We start from the raw sequence: 25208 nt of genomic DNA on the forward strand, positions 1-25208 counted from the left end.
GTTAGCTCCTTGTGTCCCTTGGTGAGGAACGCCGTGATGAAGCCATGAGTGAGGCACGCTGCGCAGCCAGCCAGTACAGGCTGATCAAGCACATGGCGTTATCGAGTCGACCCTGTTCGAGAAGTTCCCAAGCCCGAGCGTAACTCACCACATGCACGCGGATATCCTCGTGTTCTTCGGCCAGTCCATGAATGCCGCCCATGCCCTGGCTGTCAATCAAGCCGCAAAACAGCGTGACCTCCTCGTTACAGGCTCCGGGACTGGGATAATAGGTATGCATTTTGATCAGCTCACTGATGTCGGCGCCGGCTTCTTCGAAAGCTTCACGACGCGCCACCTCTTCCAGCGATTCGCTTTCCTTGATCAAGCCCGCCACAACTTCGAGCTTCCAGGGCGAGCGTGCATCGTCAATGGCACCAGGGCGAAACTGCTCGACCAGTACCAGAGTGTCGCGCTGAGCATCATAGAGCAGCACCCCTACCGCATCGAAACGTTGATGCACTTCGCGCAGCATCGTTTTGCTCCAACCACCACCGAAAAGGCGGTGGCGCAACTCCAGTTCCTCAAGGCGAAAGAAGCCTTGGTATAAACAGCGCCGCTGCTGCAGATCGACATCGCCATGCCCCAGCAACGGCCTATCCAACTCATCAGTGTGAGGCGTCGTAGACATCACGGCACTCCTGGTTAATGACTCGCAACATTATCAATGCTTGCTCCCGGGAATGCCAATCAACCCCATAAATTCAGTGATTCATAAATTCACTGATAACGGCTCACAGACGACGCTGCAAGGTTTGAGCTTGTTGGCGCAGCGCTTCGTCGGATGCCTGGCGGCTATCGCGTGCATTACCGTTCGCTGCACGCTCGGCATGCCGGCGCGCTGCTTGCAGCTCGCCCGCTTCTTCAAGATAGGTTGCGTAGTAATAGTTGACATCAATGCCGTCAGGGCGGATTTCCAAGGCACGCTGAAACATGCTTTCGGCCGTCTCATCATCGCCGAATCCCAGCGGCCAGCCAGGGGCGCGATCATAAAGCGCGCCAAGCGTCACGTATGCCGAGCCATTGCCACCTTCGGGGTCGAGCTCCAGGGCACGTTCGAGTACATCTCGGGCATCACCGGCACTGCCCAGTGCCCCCAGGCCGCTTTGCTCGCGAGCATAGGATGCCAGCACGATGCCCTGCCAGATCAAGACGTCCGCTTCATCCGGATGTTGTTCCGCCAGCACTTCCATTTCATCGGCCAATGCTTTCAACGCCTCACGTCGTTGTGTTTCGGCAAGTTGCGTAGTGCTGTTTTCCCAGCGATTTTTCAGCGAAAAAAGCGCATTTTCATATGCCATGGCGACACTCAAGGGTGTCAGTACTAGACCCACCAACAGGCTGCTGGTCAGTACGCATCGACGTAACGAACGATAATGTTTCATTCAATCTCCAGATTGTTGTTGTGCAAGGACTGAATGTAACGAACGTTTGAATGATTTTCCAGTCAAGAGACATCGCTGGCTCATAAGCCTGCAATCACGTATCTTGGACGCTCCGCTGTAATGATCGAGTAATACATGAAAGGCCGTAATATGACCCGCTGGCGCGATCCCGCCAAGGATCCTCGCCAGGAACCTAAAAGTAACCTGATAACCGTCGAAGGCGCCGCACGCCTGCGCGGCATTCTGGATCACCTTTCACGCATCAAGCGCCCAGCGCTTTCCGCCAAGGTAGGCGAAGCCGCCGCCCAGGGGGACCGTAGCGAAAATGCCGATTACACTTACAACAAGAAAGAGCTCAGCCGGGTAATCGCCCGCATCGTCTATCTGACCAAACGCCTGGACGAACTGCGTGTGATAGACCGTCTACCGGCGGATACCCAAAAGGTGTTTTTCGGAGCCTTCGTTTCTCTGGAGGATGCGCAAGGCGAGATCATCCACCTACGGATCGTCGGGCACGACGAGATGAAGCCGGAACAGCGCTGGATAAGTGTCGATGCTCCCCTGGCCCGCGCCCTGCTCGGCAAGATGCTGGATGACGAGGTCACCGTAATGGCACCGGGTGGCGAGGCTACCTATCTGATTACCGGCATTCGTTACACCAGTGCCTCCAAACCGGCTTGATAGACGCGAAAACGACGGTTATCAGCGAGCAGCGTGAAATGACCGAACGTCTTGTCAAGCAGATTCGGGTAAGGCAGGAAGGCATTGGCCACGACAATCAAGCGACCGCCAGGGCGTAAATAGCCAGGCGATTCCTGTATCAGGCGCCCGGTCGGACCATAATCAATTGCGCGTTCCTGATGAAACGGAGGGTTGCTGATGATGGCATCGAAACGTCGACCCTCCAGCGCCTGATAGACATCACTCGCCAGCACTTCACCGGCCAGTTGATTGGCGCTCAAGGTACGCCGCGTCGCTTCCACCGCAAACAGATTCACGTCCACCGCCGTCACACTGCGCCCTTGCTTTGCCAAGCTGGCGGCCAGGACACCATCGCCACACCCCATGTCCAAGACTTTATCGACACTGGTTGGCAGGGTTTGCGTTAACGTTTCCAACAACAGTGCCGTGCCCTCATCCAGCTTTCCATGACCGAAAACACCCGGGTGGCTTGCCAAGCTCAATCCGGCGGCGGAAAACTCTGTCCAGGCATCATCCGGCGACTTAGCAAGCTTTTCGGTCCGTGTGACGAACAACGAACAACGCCGCGCACTATCCAGTTTCTCGTTTTGCAGCCCCAACTCAGTCAACACCTTGGGCACCCGCTTGATTCCCCCATGGTTTTCACCCACCACGACAAGCGCTGTACCGCTTGGCAGCGCTTGGCATAACCACGCCAGCCACCATTGTCCCAGGCGATGCGCCTTGGGCCAAAACAGCACGCAGGGCCCAGTCGGGGCGGGCAAGCTGTCAAAGGGACTATAAGCGGATTTTCCAAGTGCCCGCCAAGCATCCAGAATGGTCTGATCGGCGCTCACCAAGGTGTCAGCATGGGTCTTCAACCAGGCATCCTGGGGCGGTGCGATCGCCCACAGGTCGGCGTGTGCGTCAAAATGACGTTCCAACAGTTTGCAAGCCGGTGTTTGTGCACTCATCAACTTTCCTCCGGTTTAATCAGGGTATAAAGCAGATAGCGCCCCAGGCGCCAATGTGGTTCACTGCGGCAATACCGACGCTCCAATGCCAGAAGATTGTCACGCTCAGCGTCAGTCTGCGGCGGTTGTCGCAGATAGTCCTGAAAAACACGGATTCCGGCCACCGATTCGATCTGTAACCGGTTATCCGCCGCCCAGCGGGTGATCTCATCATGCGAAACAGGCGAAATCGGTGTTAGCCGCTGGCGATGGCCGGTGCCGGCCAGACGATCACTCAAGGCTTTTTCCAGGTTGCCTTTTATCACGTTGGAAAAACGCAGCGCATCGCGATTGAAGACCATCAACGATAACTGACCTCCTGGCGCCAGCAGTGCCGTCAGCTGCCGCATGGCATCTTGCGGGTTGCCCAGCCATTCAAGTACTGCATGACAGGTGATCAGTGACCAAGGGCCGGGTGTTTTCGCCCGAAGAGCCTGAAGCGGCGCCTGCACGAATTCGATGGGAGTCATGGTTTCGAGCGTGGATAATGTCTCAGCTGCATAGGCCAGCATCTCACCGGATGGTTCGGTCATGGTGACCGGGTGGCCACGGGCGGCCAGCCACTGCGCCAACTGCCCCAGACCGCCTCCGATATCCAGCACCGGTTGTTGTTCCAGGCGCAGCATCTGCGGTAATAACTCATCCAGCATCGCCAGGCGCAGGTCTCCTCGCGGGGTGTTGTATAACGACCGGGAAAACTTGTCGACAAGACCATCGAAGTAGCGGTCCCCGGCAGAGGATAAGGGTGGTGCGGAAAATGACATGAGCAAGCGCCACAGCAATGAAAGTCGCCATGGTACTCGTTAATTTCATAGTCGTATCTATCGTCGCTAAACCACTTTGACTTGCTCAATCACAAACAAGAAGGCCGCTGATCGATGATCAGCGGCCTTCTTGGGTAACGTCCTGCCGACTAGACCTCGGCTAGCCGTTTTACTTGGCTGTCTTGGGAGCAGCCTGCTGTGCTTGCTTGACGTTTTCTTCGGTCAGCTTCTGGCCTTGCTGAACAAAATCCTTCTGCAAGGAAACCACTTTCTCGGCATCTTTTTTCAGACGCTCAGCCAAGTCCTGGGCAGCTTGCTGCTGGCCTTCCATGTAGCTACGTAGGCCTTCAGCATCCTTGACGTTCATGAGGCTGCGCAGCTGGGCCAGGCCGTTGTCAGCATAAGCCTTGCTGGCATCCAGCTGCGCGTTGACCAGTTTCTCGGTGAAGTCGACGGACAAGGCAGCGTATGCGCGAGCCGGACCGAACATCATGGATTCGATTTGCTGGGTATCGAACTGCTTAGGGTCAAAATTGAAGTTGTTCATCATGATAGGAACCTCCATAGGTTCTTGAAGTAGCGAACAGGAGATCCCTGCTCTGTTGCAATGCACAATAGCATGCTATTTGTGCATTGCAACAATATCTTTCACACTTCTCCACCAAGACTTATCAAGGCATGTGTTGGCAATGCAGGTAAATAGGATCGAATTGAGAAAACGTCTTCAATCGTTCCCAGTCATGAATCGTCAGCCGTTTCTTTTCCAGCGTTACCAGGCCTTCCTGGCGCAGCTTTTGAAGAACGCGGTTGGTATGTACCGATGTTAGTCCCATCGTCTCGCCGAGTTCCGCCTGGGTCAGTGGAAACTCAAAACTGTCGTTTTCAGCACAGCCGGCAATACGTGAGCGTATCAGCATTTCACAAAAGACATGCGCCACTCGCGACTCGGCCGAGCGAGTCCCCATATTAACCAACCACTCTCGCAAAACGGCTTCATCAACCAGGTTCGACCAGAAAAGCGCTCGCGCCAGGCGATAATGGTTTTCCATGATGTCGCGCATAGCATCTGCGGGAAACCTGCACAGCGTCAGGGGAGTAAGCGCCCGTATCGAGTGGTCCATTTCCTCAAGGATAGCGATATGCACATTACATAGATCCCCGGGGATCAAGTAGGCCATGATGTGGTTATCGCCATTTTCCAGAAGCTTGTAGCGACATCCCCATCCCTTTTCTATGAGGTAGACGTAGTCAGGCCGCTCGCCCTCGTTGATAATGACCTCACCTTTTTCGACGAAAGTGCTTTGGGCACCCACCTTCGCCAGCACCTGCTTTTCTTCTTCGGAGAGAGTCATGTAGTAACTCAATTTATTAATCAAGGGGTCAATCACTGCCTCTCTCCTTGTTCGGTTTGGCTTATTATAATAGTTATAGCTATCGCTTATATAGATAAAGGCAGTATCCCCGCTTAAAACCAAGGAGGCAGCGAACTAGCGTACGTCACGTCGCCACATGCTTCGGCACTGTTTCAGGCGCTGTCTTGCGTAAGATATAACTCAGTACGACCAGCACCCCCAGCACACTCATCATCGTAGCGGGAATCCAGGTGATAAGCCCACCGAGTTGTTGGTCAGTCTGGGGAGCAAGCGGCCAAGCACGGCCACACACCGAGTAAACATCAAATAGCAGGCGGTCGCTGAAGGTAATGACCGCTCCCAGAAGAATCTGCGGAATCACCACCAGCCATAGAATCAAGATACGAGTACCATAGCCCAAGCCGCCTTTGCCATGTGGGCGAGGGTCGAGCATCAGGCACCAGAAAAGCAACCCATCGATCAGCATGCTCCAATTCATGACGGCATAGAGCCGCCTGCTCAGCATCGCATCAAAGTGCACCTCGGGGATTAGCCAGAAATAGATCAACCCAACGAAGAGCACCGCCGCCACCAGCGGCTGTTGAACCAACCTATACAAGCGGCCGAGGACATAGGCCAGCGAACTGTTCTCCGAGATGCTTTTCAACCAGGTGGGCATACCCGCCGCCAGTACAGGAAGAGGCGCCGCCAAAACAATTAAAAAAGGCGCGGCATGGTGTAGTACCAAGTGCTGCGCGCGGTGGGTGAAGAACATGAACTGGGCGAGATAATCGTAGTGGGTTTGAGTGACGGTGTAGATAGCCCCCACTCCCACCAGGAAAGCCGTCGCCCGCCAGAAGCCGTTTGTCAGCCCCTTATGTCGCCTTGAACGCAGGCCACGCAGATAGAGCAGCATAGCCGCCAGACAACCTAGCGACCAACTCGGGGAAAACTCCCAAGGGAGAATATAGCTCGCTAAAACGCTCAATTCTTCCATCATGGCTGCGCTGCGCTCCTGGCCCGTGAGTGCCTACCCATACCGATAAGCGTAGCCTAGGAAATATTGATGCCTTGAAGCGCCTGTTGCCTTGAACCGAAACTGAAAAGCCTCTTGGTGTCTGCGCCCTGTTCGGATGTTTATAATTCAAATGAGTAAACAGTACATGAAGCGAGAAGGTTGGCTATTCAAGCTCGGCATGGTGGGCTCGGTCACCCTGGTCATGCTAGGAATCTGGTGGGTATTGCATAGGCTGGGAATGCCCAACAGCCTTTCGGCTCAAGCCATTTCCGAGTGGTTGAATGCGCATGGTCCTCTCGGACCGCTGTTACTCGTATTGATGATGATTCTTGCGGTAGTGGTGGGGCCTATCCCCACCCTGCCCATCAGTGCGGCCGCCGGGCTGGCATTCGGCATATTCCAGGGAACCCTGGTGGCCGCGGTGGGAGCGATGATCGGCGCGTTGGTGGCCTTTTTCGTGGCTCGCTTGCTGGGGCGCGAACTTCTTCGCAAACGGCTTTCGCATCATCCTCTTTTCTCAGCGGATGGGGCGCAGCATATGCTGTTCTGGACGGTCTTTCTGACACGGCTCATTCCACTCTTCTCGTTTGCCTTGGTCAGTTACGCCGCTGGCGTCACGGCCATCGCTACTTGGCGTTTCGCCATGGCCACGTTTCTGGGGATGCTCCCCATGACGGTTATATTTTCCGGTCTGGGCACCACTTTCGAGCTCAACCCCGTCCTGACGGTCACCGCAGCTCTGGCGGTGCTGACGTTGATGACACTGCTGCCTTACTACCTGCGCCGCCACCCTACTTCCCGATTGGCTCGCTGGCTTCACCTGGCCACTGATGCAGTCCCCAAAAATCGGCCCCGGCGTTAAACAATCAAACAAATAGACATGAGCCACAAAAAAAATCGGCGAAGACTGTAAGGCCTTCCTAGAGTTAACGACTAAGGATCAGCAAATAATAAAACCGGGTCATGGGAGGGTTCGGGAATGGCTGAGCAAAAAATGCCAAAACGTCGTTACTGGTTGGGAGGCAAACGCGCCGCTGAGCAGGACCGGTTCTTTCGGGAAGCCCTCGAGACTCAAGGCTGGGAGCCAGGCAATGCAGATGAGTGGGACGCCGGTTGGTACACGGGCATGCCCGACCCAGCCCAATTCAAGCATGTCTCCGCGCAACGCAAGCTCAATCATTTTCCCGGCAATAATGCCCTGACGGTAAAAAGTCGCCTGCATGACATTCTGGCGGCGCTGCGTTCCCGTATCCACGAAACCTTCGGTCCGAACCACGAAGCGAGTGCGCGGCTGGCCTTCTTTCCTCGGGTCTACTCCATGCCCAAGGATTACCATGCCCTGCAACAGGCGGCCCTTGCGCATCCCGAGAAACACTGGATTCTCAAACCCAAGAATGCCTCCAAGGGCAAAGGTATCCGCGTGCTGCGAGACGTGGGCGAGACACCGCTCGAACCCAACTGGATGGTTCAAGAGTATCTGGCCCATCCGCATACCATTCGCGGCCACAAATATGTGCTTCGCCTTTATGTGTTGATTGCTTCTCTCGAACCGCTTCGGCTGTATGTCTATCGCCAAGGGTTTGCCAAGCTGGCCTCGGAGCCTTATGACGTCAACGATGCAGACAACCCCTACAGCCAGCTGACCAACCCCGATATCAACGCCCTGAATACCTCGGCGGAGATTCCCGTCGAGTTCATCGACCTGGAACGCTACCGTGAATGGTTGCGTCACCAAGGCCATGACGACGAACGCCTCTTCAAGCAAATTCATGACTTGATCACCCTGACCGTGATTTCCGCTCTGGATGCCATGCGCCAACGCACGGCCGAGTTCGGCGCCGACTCCCAAGGTTGCTATGAGCTATTGGGCCTTGACTGCATGGTGGACGCCGACCTTAAGCCCTGGATTCTGGAATGCAACCTCAGCCCCTCGCTGGGCATCTGCGCCAAGCCCGAGGATGGCGGCATCGTCGAGGAAAAAATCAAGAATGGGCTGGTGAAGGATATGGTTGCGCTGGTGGGGATCGATGCACCCGGGCAGCAAACCGCCGAGACATTCGCTCAGCAGGCCGAACAGGAACTGGCCCGTGCCGGTGGCTTCCAGCGCCTGTATCCCAATCGATCGCCATCGCACTATCTGCCGTACTTCTCGCTGCCCCGGCTTGCTGATATTCAGCTGGCCGACGCCTTGGCAGGCCATCCCGTTCCACGCCCGACCTTATGCCGTTGGCAGGCAGCGGAAGTGTTCGATGATGACCAGCTCGCGCTCTACGCCACCCATACCGGGCATTACTATCGGCTCAACGATACTGCCGCCTTGATCTGGTTGCTGGCAACCGAGGGCCTGGACCCGGACGCCATCACCGAGCAACTCGCCTGTTCCGCCGGGCTCACGCAAGGGGAAACCGTCGATAGCCAGGCCTTGCGTCACGAGGTATGGACGAGCCTTGCAGAATGGTGTCGCAACGGCTTACTCAGACAGCAGGTTCCAAGACGGGAGTTTCCAAGACAACAGGGCGAGCAGCCTCCCTCCGGCCACGCTTTCTCCTCTGCCGATGAGACTCAGCCGAGTGCCTCTGAGGTGTCGCTGCCTTCCATGAAACTGCTAGGCAAGGACCAGCAATGGCAACTGCACACTGACAGCGCCCCCGTTCTGGCCCGGCTGGCGCCGCTGCTGTCGCCCATGGCTGAAGATGATTACGCCAAGGGCCTGCCTCGCCTTGAAATCCTGCGGGATTCGCCGGGTTACACCCTGGTCACCCATGGAGAAGTGCTGGCTTCGCGCCTGAAACTGGCCTCGCTAGCGCCTGCACTGATTACCTATCTGGCCCGCCAGGCGGCATCGACACACCAACTGGTGATCGATGCCGGCTTGCTGACGACGCCGGAAGGGACAATGGCGCTATGCCTGTTTGCCACCCCTGAAGAAGGCGAGGCCTTGGCAAAACGCCTTGCGTCATCTTCGGCGCTGTCATTGACGCGGGGAATCCGCCTGGATACCACTACCTTCATGCAAGCAGAACCCTTGGGACTGCCGATATCGGCCACCCTGCTGCGCGAAGCCACAACCTCGCTGCTGGTGTTACCTGAAAAAGGCCAAGTGCGACAGGTGATATGGATCAACCATGAAAAAGCCCAAGAAGCTTCCCCGGCCTTATCCGAGCCCCTTTCAAGCCTGGATGCGCTGGGGGCGTTATTGCCCTGCTGTTACGCCCCCCATGGCAAACCGCTGGATGCCGATGCCATCACCGGCCTGAACGACTGGCTCTCCCAATGTGAGCGCAGCGTGATCAATCTGGAGGACGGCAGCGACGCGACCCAGATACTGACACAGCGACTCAAGGCTAAGCCTTCAGCCGCCCGAGCAGAAGCCGAGGATGAAGCCGAAGCCGAATAATGCAGCAAAGGCAGCTTCATCCTGGGCAAAACCGGAGTCGGCCCAGCTGGCTGACTTCATTGCGGGACGACATACAGCGTATGTCAATCGAGACCATCCAAGGAGATAGACCATGTCATTACAAGATCAAAAACGCCGCAGCCTGCTGAGTCGTCTGAGCCGTCAGCTGGGCTATACGGCCCCGGCATTGGCGCTTATCGCCGGCACCGCGGCTTTCCAGGCCGTGGCAAGCGATGAAGCCACTCAAGCAGGGTTTAGCGCTTATCAGGAAGAAACCCTGTTGCTGGCGAGTATGCACGCCGAAGGTGAAGCCGAGGGAGAGGGTGAAGGAGAAGGCGAGGAAGAGCATGAAGCTGAGGGCGAGGGAGAAGGCGAGGAAGAGCATGAAGCTGAGGGCGAGGGAGAAGGCGAAGGCGAAGGCGAAGGCGAAGCGGAAGCTTCCTGATCCCGAGCCGTTGCATCCAATGGAAAGGCTGGTGCTGTCCGGCTTCAGCCTCTCCCTTTCATCGCCGTGGCCCCAGAGGGAGACAGTGCAATGGCAATAAACGACAAGGCGTTGGCGTTGGAGGCGCTCATCGAGGAAAGCCTTCATCCCCTTGCTCAACTCAGACAATTCCTCAATAGCCTATCGCCTCATCACTACCAGGAGGTCCTGGGCGAACGCAAGATGCATACCCTGGGGAAACACGTTCGCCACATTATCGATCATTACGATGCATTGCTGGATAAAGACATTTCATCCTTCCCCGATAGCCTCAACTATGAAAACCGCGAGCGCGATGTCGCGCTGGAGCAATCGCCGCCCCTGGCCGTCGAGCACTTGAGGTGGATTGAGCGCGGCTTGCAAGCCCTGAAGCAAGGCTCAGCTACATCGCATCTTTCCTTGACCTACCCTGACGCCCTCACCACCTTGACGCTCGATTCGAGCCTTGAACGCGAACTGGCCTTTCTCACCAGCCATACCATCCATCATATGGCGCTTATCGGGTTGTTGGCTGAAAGTCTCGGCTTGCGCGTCCCTGAAACCTTTGGCGTTCACCCTTCCACCCTGCGCCACTGGCAACGCGAATCGCTTGAAACCTCTGCAAGGAGTGCCTGATGTCTTACCATACTCGATCCATATCCACCTCTCGGCAGCATTCGAAATTCTGTCACATTGGCGCCGCCTTGCTGGCCGCCATGCTCATGCTGGCGGTGGCCTTTCCAGTGGCTGCCGAGACTCAGTGGCCCGAAGAAGGCTGGCAGGTAATGCCCACTCAACAGAGTTACGCCGAACTTCTCGAATCTCTACGTGAAGCCGTTCCCGCCGAAGGCATGGCGGTAGTGACGGAAGCCGGCCCCACCGAAGCGGCCGCGCAGCGAGGTGAAACGATTCCCGGCAACCGCGTCGTGGGGGTGTTCCGCAATGACTTTGCCGTGCGAGCTCTGCGCAGCAGCGTACCGGCGATGATAGAAGCGCCTGTGCGTTTTTACGTCACGGAACAGGCCGATGGCACGGCCACGTTATCCTGGAAAACCCCGACGCATGTCTTCGCGCCCTATGCCCATGAAAGCGATGAAAACCTGCTCGAACTCGCGAAGGAACTCGACGCTATTTTCATGGCGATCGCCGAGCGCGCCACCCAACGCTGACATTGTTCTTTCTTGCATGCCGACCTTGGAAATTGCGGGAAGTGGCTTGATCCTATATTCCTAAAAAATATAACAAAGTTATTATTAATTCTTCTAAAGCATATTGAAAATCTCGACAATCCTCGGATAATACCAATGCTTATACCCGACCCAAGAGATCAAGATTATGCTCAAGCAATTATTCATCAAACCGGCCTTGCTCGCTCTGGGCATGGCTGCGTTTGCCTCGCATGCTTTGGCTATCGAACTCCCTTCGGCCCTGGTAGACGCAGAATGGCTCAGCAATCATCTGGAAAATGATGACCTGGTGGTCCTCGATGTACGTTCCGGGATCGATAATGGCGGCGATCGTTCGACCTTCGAGCAGTCGCATATTCCCGGCAGTCTTTATAGCAGCTATACCAATGATGGCTGGCGCGAAAAACGTGGCGATGTCGCAGGCCTTCTCCCTCCAGAAGACAAACTGAAGCGCTTGATCGGCGGCCTGGGCATCGGCAACGACGATACGGTAGTGATTGTCCCGGCAGGCACTGGCGCGACTGACTTTGGCAGTGCCGCGCGTATCTATTGGACCTTCAAAGTACTCGGCCATGATGACGTTGCCGTGCTCAATGGCGGGTTCAATGGCTGGAAAGAGCAAGGCTACGAGGTGGCAAATGGCTCTCCGGCCTCGCGGGAGATGACTGTTTTCGACGTCGATTTTCGCCAGGAACTGATCGCCACGCTGGAAGAAGTCGAAGCCGCTCGTAACACTCAAACGCAGCTGGTGGATGCCCGGCCTTCCGATTATTTCACCGGCGAGACGACCTCGCCTGCGGTTCGTTCCGCCGGCACCATTCCCGGTGCCACTAGCTTGCCCCACAACTCGCTGATGCAAAACCGTGACAGCGCCTTTTATCTGGATACGCAAAACCTGCAGGTACGCATCAACGAAGCGCAATTGAACAGCAATACTCAGACCGTAGCATTCTGCAATACCGGGCACTGGGCGGCGACCGACTGGTTCGTGCTCAGTGAAGTGGCAGGCTTCGATAACGTTTCCATGTACGACGGTTCAATGGCGGAATGGACGCTCAGCGACAGTCGCCCGGTGCAAACCGCCAAACGTGGCCTCGCGCGCGTCATCGAATTCTTCAACTAAGACGCCTATCGCCCTTCGTGCTTTCCGCCCTGCCTGAGCCTTCATGCAGGGCGGCCTTCATTACGGAAGAGACCTCTCATGAGTCAAGCAAGTACTCTCACTCCCACTCGACAGCCCTTGCAGATCGACCGTTTCGTGGTCGGTGTGGCTCTATTCGGGCTCGCCCTTCTCGGCTTTTTGATCTGGCTGGAAACCGCCCCCTTCCTGGTAGTCTTGTTTGCGGTGGGTACGCTTCTCGGGGTGGCGCTTTACCACGGCGCCTTTGGGTTCACTGCCGGTTGGCGCAACCTGGTGACAAAAAAACGCGGGGCGGGAATGCGGGCCCAGCTGTTGTTATTCGCCCTGACCTCGCTGCTGATGGTGCCCCTGTTAGGTAACAATCCCGACGACTTGATCGGCGCGGTGGCTCCGGTAGGCACTTCTCTGATAGTGGGTTCCTTCATTTTCGGCGTGGGCATGCAACTGGGCGGAGGCTGCGGCTCAGGAACGCTATTCACCGTGGGTTCGGGCAATATCCGCATGGTGGTCACGCTGCTGTTTTTCATCATTGGCGCGGTGATCGGCTCGATTCACCTGCCCTGGTGGCTGGACCTGCCGGCGGTGGACCCTATCAGCCTGATCGACGGCTTGGGCATTCCCGGTGCCATTGCCGCACAGTGGCTGGCGCTGGGTGCGATAGCCTGGTGGGTAACGCGCATCGAACGGCGCGCGCATGGCAATGTCGAGCGTGCCGAATGGCGTTTTCGCAGTGGGGATAACGGCTTTTTACGCACCCTTCTTACCGGTCGCTGGCCGTTTTTCTGGGCAATTGCCGTGCTTGCCATCGGCAATACCTTGACCCTGGTGCTCGGTGGTTCGCCCTGGGGCATTACCTTTGCCTTCAATCTCTGGGGTGCCAAGGCATTACAGGCCGTCGGCGTCGACATGAGCCAGTTCGAATTCTGGACGTGGGATTACCCGGCCATGGCCTTGGCCGACTCCGTGCTGGTCAATATCACCTCAGTGATGAACTTCGGCTTGTTGCTGGGCGCTATGCTCGCCGCCGGCATGGCGAACCGCTTCAATGAGGCCAGCCGCACTCGCCCCCAAGGGCGCCAGTTCCTGGCGGCTATTGTAGGCGGCTTGATGTTGGGATACGGCGCGCGACTGGGCTTTGGTTGCAATATCGGTGCGCTGTTTTCAGGCATCGCCTCGGCCAGCCTGCACGGCTGGATATGGTTTGCTTCAGCTTTCCTGGGGTCGATGATGGGCATTCGCCTACGCCCCTGGTTCCGTCTACCCAACTGAGCACTGGAGAGATTCATGCAAGCCGTTTACAGACGTAGCAGCGTGTTGATAGCCCTAGCGGTGATCCTGGTGCTGATTATGGCCGATCATCTGCAAAGTCCCACCTTTGCTTTCAACATGGGACGTGGCAATGTCGAAACCACGTTGATGCAGCAAGACAGCACGGCCTGTGCGCCATGCGGGGCACCCTGCCCCTCTGCTCGGGAGTAACGTTTTTCAAGATCAAGCCAATGAGCGATCAGGCAACAGGAGGAAGAGATGATGTTTCAGGGCTTTCGTACCTTTGATATCGACAATGACGGCATCCGTATCCATGGGCGTATCGGTGGAGAAGGCCCTCCCCTCCTGCTGCTGCATGGCCACCCCCAGACACACCTTATCTGGCATCGGCTGGCTGAGCGCCTGGCTCAGCACTACACCGTCGTGGTAACCGACCTGAGAGGCTATGGGGATTCTTCCAAACCGGCGGGAGAACCCGACCATGCCAATTACAGCAAGCGCTCGATGGCTGCCGATCAGGTAGCGGTGATGGATGAATTAGGCTTCAAGGATTTTTTTCTTTGCGGGCATGACCGGGGGGGACGAGTCGCTCATCGACTGGTCATGGACCACCCGCAAGCAGTCAGAAAACTGATGCTGCTGGATATTGCGCCGACCCTTGCCATGTACGAAAAGACCGACCGCACCTTTGCGACCGCTTATTTTCACTGGTTCTTTCTGATCCAGCCTGCTCCACTACCGGAAACGCTAATAGAGGCTTCTCCCGCAGACTACATCAAACGCACCATGGGTGGCCGTCATGGCAACCTGGAAATCTTCGATCCTGTGGCGATTAGCGAATATCAACGCACTCTGGCTCAGCCAGGCGCAGCACATGCACTTTGTGAGGACTACCGAGCGTCAAACACCATCGATCTTGAGCATGATCGTGACGATCGCGTTGCAGAGCGGCTAATCAGTTGTCCTATGCGAATTCTTTGGGGCAAGCACGGCATCATCGAACGTTGTTTCGACCCCTTGCAGGAATGGCGTTCGGTCGCAAAACATGTTGATGGAGAACCCCTTCCTTGCGGGCATTACATTCCTGAAGAAGTACCCGATATGTTGTTCCAGCACCTCTTGGCGTTCATGCAAGCATGATGCTTGATCTCGCCTTAGCTCAACTACTTCGTATTAAGGTATTAAGACCTTAATATTAATAAAAAATTAACATAAGTTATATGACTTTTATTGCCTGAAAATTATTTTAGAAGACACGATAATGAGCTTCAGAGACTGGTTAATAAATAACCAGTCAGCTGAAATTTTTATTACTCTTCTGAGAATGGCCATGATTGAACAACGCGTTCGTATCGATCTTGCTGATGGATCAGCCTGGTACTTTCACGCTGATGACACTCCGGAAAAACGGGCCTATCTGATTCTTGACCACGTCCGTGAGACTCTCGAGAACATGACCCTGAAATCCGACGATGCTCGGTATATGCCCAATGATCAGTTGTTCCCGTTGCTCCAAAAGCTTGCCTATGACATGGACTTTGCTAACGGACTCCTAGAGATAGATGGCTACTCCGGTGACGGCATACCTCTCTCGCCTTCTTGCCCGAAAGACGCGAGGAAATGCTGATCAGGCCAGGATTTTCAAAGGGGGCTCTGCTTAAGATGCGCAGGCCCCTTTTACTTGTGATCTTCTGCAGACCTCACCTTTGCTGCGTGCCCTTCTCTTCAAGAACCCACTGCTCTGCATCTTTCAAATCATCAAAGGGAAAATGCCTGATCTCGGCTGCGACAAAATGATCGGCCACTTTTTCTCCTACCTTGCCTACCGCGGAATCCGTGACGAGGGCGACTTTGGGAATCTTCTCGTGGTAATCGCGGATGAAGCGAAAATGCGTGAGCATGGCATTGAAGGACTCCCAGCCCGGAAAGTCGCGAGTATTGATGATTACCCCCTTTATCTCTCCACCCTTTTCCAGAAACTCATCTGCCAGGCGCGTAGCGTACTCGAAATCCGCCTCACGCAACTCGTCGCCTGGGTGGAGCGTGATGATGCCTCGGTTCTCGTCGAGTTTACTTTCCAGCATGAAACCTCCTAAATCGCTATGGGTCTTTCCTGCCAAGACAAGGTGTCTTCTCAGTGTAAGACATAGAGCGAGACCCTGCGCGGACCGCAATAAGCAACCGACCACCGCTTACGCCCTTCATGGGTTCAATGCGATGAGGATGTTAAGCTCTTTCTTACCGATGCCGTTTTAACCGACCCGCCTATCCTTGGAGCTTCCATGATTCGCGTTCATCACCTGGAAAAGTCGCGTTCACATCGCATTCTCTGGCTGCTGGAAACGCTAGCGCTTGAGTACGAAGTCATCACCTATCAGCGTGATAGCGATACACAGCTTGCGCCTGAGGCCCTCAAGCGCGTTCACCCGCTGGGTAAGTCGCCGGTCATCACCGATGGTGAAATAACGGTTGCAGAATCTGGCGCCATTATCGACTACCTGCTTAGCCGCTACGGTGAGGGCCGCTGCCAGCCAAGCAGTGACGATATCGCGGAGTGGGCCAATTATCGTTATTGGATGCACTACGCGGAAGGCTCGCTGATGCCGCTGTTAGTCATGCGCTTAGTGTTCGCTCAACTACCCAAGCAGTCGCCGTGGGTGATCAAACCGATTGCCAAGGGCATTAACGACACGGTGAATAAGCGATTCATCACGCCGCAGTTAACCCAGCACCTGGCCATGATAGAAAGCCACCTTGCCAAGCGCCGGCAGTTCTCCAGCACTTGGCCGAGCGGGGCCGATGTGCAAATGAGCTTCCCACTAAAGGTGCTGGCGATGTCTCAATCGCTTGATGACTACCCAGCGATTATGGCTTTAGTCGAGCGTATCGACGCCGATTCCGGGTGGCAGCGCGTGGTAGAGCGTGCGGGCCCGCTGACACTGCCGGGGCAGTAGTTTTTTCGGGCAGCAAGAGCGTCAATAGAGCCCGACATCTACGCCCAAACACCTATCCTCAAATACCTGTGCTCAAACACCTGCGCTCAAACAAGGTCGCGCGGGATCTCCTCGTCCCAACTCTTGGTAAAAACCAGGCTATCGCCCTCAAAGGCATCCAACGTCGCACGCAAACGAAAGCTTGCTGCGTTGGACGTCATCAAGGTGCGGGTCACGCTGCGCACTTCCCAGTCGCCGCGTCGGAAACGGCGCTCCCACTCGGTCCAGCCGCTCAGGCTGTCATAGTTGCCGTAGGCATAGGTATAGCACTCGGCGACCCGTGACGAGAGTTCGAGATCGATATCATCGAGACGGAAGGTCCCTTGGTCATTGATGACTTCGAGTGTGGTCTGGTCATTGGCCAGGTCACGTATCACTCGCCAGGCTTCCTGGCTCGGCTGTATCAGAGTCATCGCTAACGGCGGTGCGGCCTCGGGTGGACCAAATGGGGGCAGTGCCGCTTCTTCCTGAGGTCGAGGCTCGCGGCATGGCAGGATCAGTCGGCAGCCGGCAGGGTGCACTGTCAGCTTGACGGGAACTGGCGACGGCCAGGCCACCGGCCAGTAACTGGTCGAGAGCGAGAGCCGCATGGCGTTGCCGACGGAAAACTTCTGCGCGATGTGTTTAAGTGGCACACGCACCTGATAACGTTTGCCGGGCTCCAGGGGCTGGGGAAATTCGTCACTGTCACGATGGGTCAGGTTGAGCAGGCCATAGGTAATCCGGGTCGCCTGGTCATCTTCTGCAATGTCGCTGAGCCTTAGCGCCACCATCGCCACCGGCTGATCTGATTCGATGTCGAGTTCGACAATGGCTTGCCCGCAAATCTCGATGTCCTGATCGAGTCGTGCCGTCTGGAATATCAGCGCACCACCATCCTCGTCGCGTTGGTCGTGAGGCAGATCCGGCGGGGCATTGTAGGAACACCATTTGCCGCCAAACAGCCCTACCGATAGTGGCGAGCGAACAGTAAGAGGAACATCATCGCCCGATACACAAGCCGCGGGTTCCTCCAGGGTAGGCACCAGGTCATGACCACTGGTGAGGCGGAAGTGCTTCGGCTCGATCCGCGGCGATGGCCAAGTCGGCTCGGCAACCCAGCGTCCCGGGCGTACCTCGTAGCGGGCCGACGGCGGAACCGATTCCTGCATCCATACGCGCAGCATCGGCTCGTCCATAATGCCCGTTTCCTTACCCTTCAACCAATAGTCCCACCAGCGCAGCGATTCCTGCAAAAAGCCGATGGCCGGGCCCGGAACGCCGAGGTGGGGATACATGTGCGCCCAAGGGCCAACCAGGCCCTTACGTGGCACGTCGAGCCCCGCAAGCAACCGGAACACGGCATTGCAGTAACCATCAGCCCAGCCGCTAACGGCATAGACAGGGCAGCGAATGCGTGAGAAGTCTTCGCAGACCGAGCCATGCTTCCAATAGTCATCGCGGCGCTGATGCTGGAGCCAGGTAGCCAGCCACAGCCCACTATCCTCAAGGCGCTCACGCCACATGTCCCGCCAGCGCTCACCGACCAATAGCGGGTCGGGGGGGCAGGTATTGCCATCGAACATGGTCGATGCCCATGACAAGTTGTCGCCGAGCAGGCAGCCACCCATGTGGTGGACATCATCGGCGTAGCGATCATCGGTCGAGCACAGCGTGATGACGGCCTTAAGCTCGGGCGGTTGCAGTGCCGCAACCTGCAGGCCATTGAACCCGCCCCAGGAGATGCCGATCATGCCGACATCACCGGTACACCAGGGTTGCTCACCCAGCCAGTGCAGGACTTCGACGCCATCGTCGAGTTCCTGTTGCAAGTATTCGTCGGTCAGCACGCCGTCCGACTCGCCGCAGCCGCGGATGTCTACACGCACCCCGGCGTAGCCGTGGCCGGCCCAGTAAGTGTGCGTCTGAGCGTCGCGCTCCGCCGTCAGGTCTCGCTTGCGATAAGGCAGGTATTCGAGGATCGCCGGCACCGGATCGCTTTCGGCATCCACCGGACGCCAGATGCGTATGCCCAGCCGGCAGCCATCGGCCAGCGTGATCCAGCCTTCCTCCTCCTGCACTTCACGGGGAAAATCGCTGACGATATGCATGAGCCTGCTCCCTTTTTCTTCACTGGATTTCTTATGATTCATGCCCGCGACGAGACCATGTCAGCCGACGATGTCCTCGAACGCGAAATGCAGCTGCTCGGCAAGTCGTGCATAGTTCTCTTCCAGCGTGACGTCGTCGTCTGCGCCCATCCACACGTAAGCCAGAGCAAAACTGTAGCTGTCCTGCTCAGGCAGGGATGACAGGCGCATACCGACCTCGACCTGTAGCGTGATCATGGTGCCGGGAAAGGCTTGCTGCAGTGTCTCGACCTCCTCGGCACTCGGTACTTGGCTGACGGTGGCGTCGGCGAAGAACACCCGATAGAAGAATTTCGCTGCGACCTTGAATGCCCCTTGGCGGTAAGGCATGTCGGGCAACTGCCCCAGCGCCAGGTCCACCGTCACTTGCTGATGACTGATTCCATCGACTTTTTCGAACAGGTCGCAATGCGATTGTGCAATGCGGGTATTGATCTCCAGCAACCAGATGCGATCCTGCACTTCATCCCAGAAGTACTCGATGTTGAAAGCCGCATTGTCGTAACCGATATGGGCCATGATTTGACGAGTCAGTTCTTGCATCTTTTCCTGAATAGGGGCGGGGAGCCGGGATGGATAGCGATAAGAGAAAAAACTAAGGACTTGCGGATAGCGCATCGAATCGACAATGCCATAAGGGACGACGTCACCTTGGAACACGTATCCCTCGACCGTACATTGCCACCCGCCGATAATCTCTTCCGCCATACAGTGGCCGCCATCGACCGAGCGTACGTCGTCAGGCAGGCTGGCGTGCTCCAGCACGTAGTTGAAAGGCTCTGAAATCGTCCCGATGTCTTCACATAACCGCGCTACGGCATGGGCGAAGTCTTCGGGGCTTTCGATGCGAAAGCCCAGTCGCGAACCTGAGGATTTGATGGGTTTGACGAAGAAGGGGAAATACAGGCCCGCCTCCCCTATCTGCTGCAGTGCCTGGGCGTCAAAGGGGTCAAAGGCGGTAAAGCGGGGAATATAATCGGCAATCACTTCATGCTGAACGAGCCGACTCCAATACTTGTGCTCGCATTTGAGCAGACTTTCGAGACTGGTGGAACGCGTCCCCAGTCGCTCGCAGAGCAGCGGCAGCATGGTCGAGACGGGAAAATCCATGTAGCCAACGACAGCATCGATAGGCTCACTGAATTCTTTCAACTGGGTTTCGGCTCTGGAAAGCATCTCTTCGATAGGAAAGATTTCCGTATCATAGACTTCCGTTGGCTCGATCACGCCATGGAACCGGTACTTCTCGGCCCCACGTAAATGCTCGAGCCGTTTACGATTGTATTCATCCAGCCCGACTACAAAAATATTCCGTACGCTCATGATCGCCTCCTGGCGCAAGCTCGGCTATCGCAGCCCTCGCCGCTTAAGCGCAGCAGGTTTGGCGCTTACCTTCCTGACCTTCGGTCAAGGCTTAGGGAAGGCCGTTTATCGAAGCATAGCGGGTTATCGTTGCTGCGCTGGGGCAATACGCAAAAATACGCAAAAGAGCAGGAACTCCACTTATTCCACAGGCGGGATTTAGCCAGGCCGAGGGTTCATTATTAATCTGGCTAGGGCGGTTTTCAGCTGTTATAAGTGAAGAGGCGGGTTAAAGCATCATACGATACGACATTGCCGGTATCGGTAATGATTTAGCGTCCCTCAAAAGCGTCGCTGGGCGACGAAAGGAATATGGCCTCTCCAATTTTCTTGGCATCCGGCCACCTCGTCGCCATCGGCGGTGCCGAGGACAGGACCTCCAATCTCGAGATCCTGAAGAAGGTCTTCGTCCTGGCCCCCGAGGGTAACCAGGAGGTCGCGGTCATTGCCACGGCCAGTGGCATTCCCGACCAGATCCTGCCTGAATACGAAGCGGCCTTCTCTCGCCTGGGCGCAAGCCAGGTCCATTCGCTGGGGATCCGGGACCGCCAGGAGGCAGCCGATGCCGAGACGGTGCACCTGATTGAGCAGAGCGGCATCATCTTCTTCACCGGCGGTGACCAGCTGCGCCTGACCAATGTGCTGGGCGGCTCGCCGGTTCTGAAGGCCATCCGCGAGCGGTTGAGGGCCGGCGCCGTCGTGGCTGGGACCAGTGCCGGCGCCGCGGCCATGCCAAGCACCATGATCTATAACGGTGCCGCTGCTGACGCCCTGCGCAAGGGCGCCGTCAACATGACCTTTGGCTTGGATTTCATCGAAGGCCTGATCATCGACAGCCACTTCCTTGAGCGCGGGCGCTTTACGCGGCTGATGGAGGTTGGCGCCAGCAACCCGGAACACCTAGGCGTGGGCCTGGGTGAGGATGCCGGCGTGATCATCCATCCCCACGGCATTCTCGAAGCCATCGGTCCGGGGCATGTCATCCTCATCGATAGCCGGGAACTGGCGAGTTCCAATATCGCGGAACTGGCCATGGGTGAACCGGTGTCCGTCGAGCACATGATCCTCCATGCGCTGGTTAGCGGCCAAGGCTACGATGTCGAGGCCCGGCGCTATCTCGTCCCTCATGAACTTGGCGCCATTCTCGCGGAGAGTCGATGAACATTCTTGAGCATCGAGCGCTACGCGGTCCGAATTTCTATAGTCGCTATCCGACAATCTTCATGCGACTGGACATTGGTGAGCTCGAGGAGCGGCCAAGCGATACCGTTCCCGGCATCGCAGAACGCATCACCGAACTTCTGCCGACCCTATACGAACACCGCTGCTCGGTGGGGCGGGCCGGCGGGTTTCTGGAACGGCTCGAGCGGGGCACCTGGGCCGGCCATGTGGTAGAACATGTCGCGATCGAGCTACAGAATCTGATCGGCTTTTCGGTGGGCTACGGCAAGACGGTCGATTCCTACGAAACCGGCATCTATAACGTCGTCTATCGTTACCGGGACGAGGCCTGCGGTCTGGCGGCCGGCGTGGAAGCCGTCGATATCGTCGCCCGGCTCTTCAATGGCGACGAGATAGATATCGCCTCGGCAATCACCCGTCTCAAGCAGGTGCGCGATGCGCATATGCTGGGGCCATCCACGGCATCGATCGTGGATGCCGCCGTGCGCCGAGGGATTCCCTGCATCCGCCTTGACGAGGACAGCAGTTATGTCCAATTGGGGCACGGCTGCCGTCAGCAACGCATCCAGGCGACGGTGACTTGCCGCACGAGCCTGATCAGTCACGGCATCGCCGATGACAAGCACTGGACCAAGCAAGTGCTCGGCGAGGCCGGGATTCCCGTGCCGCTCGGGCGCGTTTGCCACTCGATCGAGGAAGCGCTCGAGGCCGCTCACGATATCGGCTATCCCGTTGTCGTAAAACCGCTGATCGGCAATCACGGCCGCGGTATCAGCACAGACATCTCCGACGAACCGGCATTGCGGGAGGCGTTTACCATCGCCTCCCTGCAGAATTCATCGATCATCGTCGAGAGGTTCATCAAGGGAGAGGATCACCGGCTGCTAGTGATCGATGGCAAGCTCGTCGCCGCCGCCAGGCGGCGCCCGGCACATGTGGTCGGCGATGGACAGGCGACGCTGCAGGCACTGATCGACAGGGAAAATCAGGACCCGCGCCGCGGTATCGGTCATGAAAACCTGCTGACACAGATTCACCTGGACGAGCAGTCGCACCGGCTGATAGCTCAGCAGAATCTGACCTTGGAGACTGTCATCACGAAAGATGAGGTCATCTATCTGAAGTCCACGGCGAACCTGAGCACCGGGGGCACTGCGACGGATGTCACCGAGGATGTCCATCCTGACGTGAGGTACACGGCAGAGCGCATCGCCCGCCTGGTCGGACTGGACATCATTGGCATTGACCTGCTCGCCGAGACTCTGACGATGCCCTTGGAGGAACAGTCTGCCGCGGTGGTCGAGGTCAACGCTGGTCCGGGGTTTCGGATGCATCTTTCGCCGACCCATGGCACGGGCCGGGATGTCGGTCATCACGTCATCGAGATGCTTTTTCCGGATAGCGAAGACAACGGGCGGATACCCATCGTTGCGGTAACCGGCACCAATGGCAAAACCACCACGGTGCGCCTGATCTCGCACTTGCTCCGCCAGGCGGGACGCAGTGTCGGCACGGCCTGCACAGGCGCCATCGAGATCGACAACCACACCATCATGCGGGGAGATTATAGCGGGCCGCAAGCGGCCACGACCGTGCTCCGCGAGCCCACCGTCGAGTATGCCGTTCTGGAAGTCGCACGAGGCGGCATCTTGCGTCGCGGCTTGGGCTTCGATGAATGCCAGGTCGGCGTTCTGCTGAACATTGCGAGCGATCATCTGGGGGAAAACGACATCCATACCCTAGATGAGCTGGCACGCTGCAAGACCGTAGTTGTCGATGCGGTCAGCCCCGAAGGGACGGCTGTGCTCAATGCCGATGATCCGCGCGTGCTGGCGAGCAGGGAATGGGCCAGAGGAAATGTGATCTATTTTTCTCTGAATCCCGACTCAGCGCCTGTCCGTCAGCATGTGCAAGCCCATGGGGTCGCTTTCACGGTTCATGACGACTGCATCGTGCTGCGCCAAGGAAATGTCGAAGCTAGCATCATTTCGGTGGTGGATGCCCCTATTACCTTCGAAGGCCATGCCCCTTTCAATGTTGCCAATGCCCTGGCCGCCAGCGCCGCGGCCTATGCCTTGGGGCTAAGCATTGCCGATATCCAGCTGGGCCTGCAGACGTTCCACCCGACGCCGGGGCAGAATCCGGGACGTACCAATTTTATCGACGCCGGCAACATAAAAGTGCTGATCGACTACGGCCATAACGTGCCGGCGCTTAAAGCCTTGAGCGAACTCGTGAGCCGTATCCCCGCGCAGCGGCGTATTTGCGTGGCCAGCGCCCCGGGCAACCGGCGTGACGAGGATCTGTATAGCCTGGGCGCTCAGCTTGCCAGCATGCATGACATTGTCGTTCTGTATGAAACCGACCCGCGAGGCCGCCCCGCCGGTGAAACCGTCAACCTGCTGCGCGCTGGGGCGCAGTCAGGATCCGGCACCTGCCGAGTCGAGGTGGTCATGAAAGAACATCACGCCGTCGACAGAGCGTTCAATGAGGCCAGGGAAGGCGATCTGCTGGTACTGCTGATCGATGACATCGATAGCGCCACCGAACGCCTGCGTGGACGCCGGTTCCTGCCGGATACACCGGCGCCGGGTAGCGATGCAGGTGACCGACCATGACATCCCGCAATGCGTGTAGTCCCGGGCTCATGACCCTGCTGCGTGTCGGCGGCGTCTTTTCGCCCGAACGGCTCGAGGCAACCGATATCCTCATGGCGGGAGGAAAAATCATCGCCTTGGGAAACGACTTCAGTATTCCCAAGGACTGGCCTATACGTGTGGTGGAGGCCCGCGACCTTATCGCCGTTCCCGCCTTCATTGACCAGCATGTGCATGTTACCGGAGGCGGAGGCGAAGGCGGTTGCGGTACCCGCTGCCCGGAGATTACGGCTCGGGAAATCGCAGCGATGGGAATTGGCACGGTGGTGGGTGTGCTTGGCACTGACAGCATCAGCCGCTCCCCGGCAGATCTGCTGGCCAAGGTACGGGGGCTGGGGGCCGAAGGCATCTCGGCCTTCATGTATACCGGTGCGTATCGTGTTCCACCTCCCACCCTGACCGGCGACATTCAGCGCGATCTGGCCTGGATTCCTGAAGTCATCGGCCTGGGCGAAATCGCCATCTCGGACCATCGTTCGAGCCAGCCACGTCAGGATGAAATCGAACGGCTCGTCAGTGATACACGCATCGGTGCCATGCTGGCCGGCAAGCGAGGTATCTGTCATTTCCATATCGGTGGCGGAAAGCGAGGACTGGAGCCGCTGCGCAGATTGCTATCCGAGACCGAGATTCCCGCCGATCAGGTGATTCCCACCCATGTGAATCGCCACCCTGCCTTGCTCGAGGAAGCCGCCGACTATGCCTTGGCGTTCAACGCCAGTGTCGATGTTACCGCCTTTGAAGATGCTGGCGACGGCCTCTCCGGTTTCGACGCGGTGTCTCGGCTATTGGAGCGCGGCGTAGCCCCGGAGCGCATCACCATGAGCTCCGATTGCAATGGCAGTTTGCCTGAATTCGATGCCGATGGGGCGTACCTGGGAATGAAGGTAGCCAAAAATACGACCTTGATTGCGGATTGGCAACGTCTCGTTCGTGAAGGTGTACTACCTCTCGAATCGGCCTTGGGCCTGATTTCCACCAATGTGGCCCGGGTACTCGGTTTACACACCAACAAGGGATATTTAGCTATCGGCTTCGAGGCTGATGTGACGCTACTCGACCGTGAACTTCAGCCGCAGCAGACGTTTGTGGCGGGGAAATGTATCTATGACGTGAGTCGCACAGAATAACTCAAGACATTCACCCTTATGACGACCTAGCGAGCGTAACGACAGC

Annotated in this window: 25 protein-coding genes; 15 read left to right on the forward strand and 10 right to left on the reverse strand. The window is 57.1% G+C overall.

What is annotated here, in order from left to right; genetic code table 11:
* Position 1: 1 nt before the first annotated feature.
* Positions 2–670, reverse strand: a complete 669-nt coding sequence (locus GPM19_RS01650) for an NUDIX domain-containing protein (protein WP_160417132.1) — start codon at positions 668–670, stop codon at positions 2–4.
* 103 nt (positions 671–773) lie between these two features.
* Positions 774–1424 carry a TRAP transporter TatT component family protein gene (locus GPM19_RS01655; protein WP_160417133.1) on the reverse strand — a complete coding sequence of 217 codons (651 nt, stop codon included), beginning with the start codon at positions 1422–1424 and terminating at the stop codon, positions 774–776.
* 135 nt (positions 1425–1559) lie between these two features.
* Between GPM19_RS01655 and GPM19_RS01660 the strand changes: the two genes are divergently transcribed.
* On the forward strand, positions 1560–2105 hold the full coding sequence (locus GPM19_RS01660; protein WP_160417134.1) for a GreA/GreB family elongation factor: 546 nt from the start codon (positions 1560–1562) through the stop codon (positions 2103–2105).
* Here GPM19_RS01660 and GPM19_RS01665 read toward each other — a convergent pair.
* The 5 genes from GPM19_RS01665 to GPM19_RS01685 all read right to left on the reverse strand — a co-directional run bounded on the left by GPM19_RS01665 (position 2078) and on the right by GPM19_RS01685 (position 6234).
* On the reverse strand, positions 2078–3079 hold the full coding sequence (locus GPM19_RS01665; RefSeq protein WP_160417135.1) for a methyltransferase: 1002 nt from the start codon (positions 3077–3079) through the stop codon (positions 2078–2080). The two genes, GPM19_RS01660 and GPM19_RS01665, sit on opposite strands and share 28 nt — an antisense overlap.
* A complete protein-coding gene (locus GPM19_RS01670; protein WP_160417136.1) occupies positions 3079–3882 on the reverse strand; it encodes a methyltransferase domain-containing protein in 804 nt (267 codons plus the stop codon). Before GPM19_RS01670 ends, GPM19_RS01665 begins: the two co-directional genes overlap by 1 nt.
* A gap of 169 nt (positions 3883–4051) precedes the next feature.
* Positions 4052–4429, reverse strand: a complete 378-nt coding sequence (locus GPM19_RS01675) for a phasin family protein (protein WP_160417271.1) — start codon at positions 4427–4429, stop codon at positions 4052–4054.
* A 124-nt stretch (positions 4430–4553) separates the two neighbouring features.
* Entirely contained in the window at positions 4554–5270 is a 717-nt protein-coding gene (locus GPM19_RS01680) for a Crp/Fnr family transcriptional regulator (protein ID WP_319928077.1), read from the reverse strand.
* Positions 5271–5379: 109 nt separating this feature from the next.
* Positions 5380–6234: a cytochrome c oxidase assembly protein gene (locus tag GPM19_RS01685; RefSeq protein ID WP_160417137.1), complete on the reverse strand. Its 855-nt coding sequence runs from the start codon at positions 6232–6234 to the stop codon at positions 5380–5382.
* 163 nt (positions 6235–6397) lie between these two features.
* Here GPM19_RS01685 and GPM19_RS01690 point away from each other — a divergent pair, with 163 nt between their 5' ends.
* The 10 genes from GPM19_RS01690 to GPM19_RS01730 all read left to right on the forward strand — a co-directional run bounded on the left by GPM19_RS01690 (position 6398) and on the right by GPM19_RS01730 (position 15336).
* Positions 6398–7114, forward strand: a complete 717-nt coding sequence (locus GPM19_RS01690; RefSeq protein WP_160417138.1) for a TVP38/TMEM64 family protein — start codon at positions 6398–6400, stop codon at positions 7112–7114.
* A 117-nt stretch (positions 7115–7231) separates the two neighbouring features.
* Positions 7232–9649, forward strand: a complete 2418-nt coding sequence (locus GPM19_RS01695; protein ID WP_160417139.1) for a PqqD family peptide modification chaperone — start codon at positions 7232–7234, stop codon at positions 9647–9649.
* Between the two features lie 112 nt (positions 9650–9761).
* A complete protein-coding gene (locus GPM19_RS15185; RefSeq protein WP_202114626.1) occupies positions 9762–10094 on the forward strand; it encodes a hypothetical protein in 333 nt (110 codons plus the stop codon).
* A 90-nt stretch (positions 10095–10184) separates the two neighbouring features.
* On the forward strand, positions 10185–10748 hold the full coding sequence (locus GPM19_RS01700; RefSeq protein ID WP_160417140.1) for a DinB family protein: 564 nt from the start codon (positions 10185–10187) through the stop codon (positions 10746–10748).
* Complete coding sequence (locus tag GPM19_RS01705) at positions 10748–11281, forward strand: DUF302 domain-containing protein (protein ID WP_160417141.1); 534 nt, start codon at positions 10748–10750, stop codon at positions 11279–11281. Before GPM19_RS01700 ends, GPM19_RS01705 begins: the two co-directional genes overlap by 1 nt.
* A 166-nt stretch (positions 11282–11447) precedes the next feature.
* A complete protein-coding gene (locus GPM19_RS01710; protein ID WP_160417142.1) occupies positions 11448–12422 on the forward strand; it encodes a sulfurtransferase in 975 nt (324 codons plus the stop codon).
* 78 nt (positions 12423–12500) lie between these two features.
* Positions 12501–13709 carry a YeeE/YedE family protein gene (locus GPM19_RS01715; RefSeq protein ID WP_160417143.1) on the forward strand — a complete coding sequence of 403 codons (1209 nt, stop codon included), beginning with the start codon at positions 12501–12503 and terminating at the stop codon, positions 13707–13709.
* 15 nt (positions 13710–13724) lie between these two features.
* Positions 13725–13919 (forward strand): hypothetical protein, encoded by a 195-nt coding sequence (locus GPM19_RS01720; protein ID WP_160417144.1) that lies wholly within the window; start codon positions 13725–13727, stop codon positions 13917–13919.
* Positions 13920–13967: 48 nt separating this feature from the next.
* Complete coding sequence (locus GPM19_RS01725) at positions 13968–14849, forward strand: alpha/beta fold hydrolase (RefSeq protein WP_319928078.1); 882 nt, start codon at positions 13968–13970, stop codon at positions 14847–14849.
* Positions 14850–14970: 121 nt separating this feature from the next.
* Complete coding sequence (locus GPM19_RS01730; protein WP_160417145.1) at positions 14971–15336, forward strand: hypothetical protein; 366 nt, start codon at positions 14971–14973, stop codon at positions 15334–15336.
* A gap of 73 nt (positions 15337–15409) precedes the next feature.
* On the opposite strand, the gene GPM19_RS01735 is transcribed toward GPM19_RS01730, so the two are convergent.
* A complete protein-coding gene (locus GPM19_RS01735) occupies positions 15410–15793 on the reverse strand; it encodes a SpoIIAA family protein (protein ID WP_160417146.1) in 384 nt (127 codons plus the stop codon).
* Positions 15794–15991: 198 nt separating this feature from the next.
* Here GPM19_RS01735 and GPM19_RS01740 point away from each other — a divergent pair, with 198 nt between their 5' ends.
* Positions 15992–16663 (forward strand): glutathione S-transferase, encoded by a 672-nt coding sequence (locus GPM19_RS01740; RefSeq protein WP_160417147.1) that lies wholly within the window; start codon positions 15992–15994, stop codon positions 16661–16663.
* A gap of 86 nt (positions 16664–16749) precedes the next feature.
* Here the strand turns inward: GPM19_RS01740 and GPM19_RS01745 are convergent, their stop codons facing one another.
* Both GPM19_RS01745 and GPM19_RS01750 read right to left on the reverse strand, forming a co-directional pair.
* The gene (locus tag GPM19_RS01745; protein WP_160417148.1) at positions 16750–18792 is read right to left on the reverse strand and encodes a CocE/NonD family hydrolase; all 2043 of its coding nucleotides are present in this window, start codon (positions 18790–18792) and stop codon (positions 16750–16752) included.
* A 60-nt stretch (positions 18793–18852) separates the two neighbouring features.
* Entirely contained in the window at positions 18853–20154 is a 1302-nt protein-coding gene (locus GPM19_RS01750; protein WP_160417149.1) for an ATP-grasp domain-containing protein, read from the reverse strand.
* Between the two features lie 351 nt (positions 20155–20505).
* Between GPM19_RS01750 and GPM19_RS01755 the strand changes: the two genes are divergently transcribed.
* Genes GPM19_RS01755 through iadA form a run of 3 tightly spaced genes read left to right on the forward strand, consistent with a single transcriptional unit; the run spans position 20506 to position 25162 of the window.
* Entirely contained in the window at positions 20506–21354 is an 849-nt protein-coding gene (locus GPM19_RS01755; protein ID WP_160417150.1) for a cyanophycinase, read from the forward strand.
* Positions 21351–23993, forward strand: coding sequence for a cyanophycin synthetase (gene cphA / locus GPM19_RS01760; RefSeq protein ID WP_160417151.1), 2643 nt, complete (start codon positions 21351–21353; stop codon positions 23991–23993). Before GPM19_RS01755 ends, cphA begins: the two co-directional genes overlap by 4 nt.
* Entirely contained in the window at positions 23990–25162 is a 1173-nt protein-coding gene (gene iadA, locus GPM19_RS01765; protein WP_160417152.1) for a beta-aspartyl-peptidase, read from the forward strand. The genes cphA and iadA overlap by 4 nt, the downstream gene beginning before the upstream one ends.
* The last annotated feature ends 46 nt before the right edge of the window (positions 25163–25208 follow it).

It is taken from the genome of Vreelandella zhuhanensis (assembly GCF_009793355.1).
In the GTDB taxonomy this organism is placed as follows: Bacteria; Pseudomonadota; Gammaproteobacteria; order Pseudomonadales; family Halomonadaceae; genus Vreelandella; species Vreelandella zhuhanensis.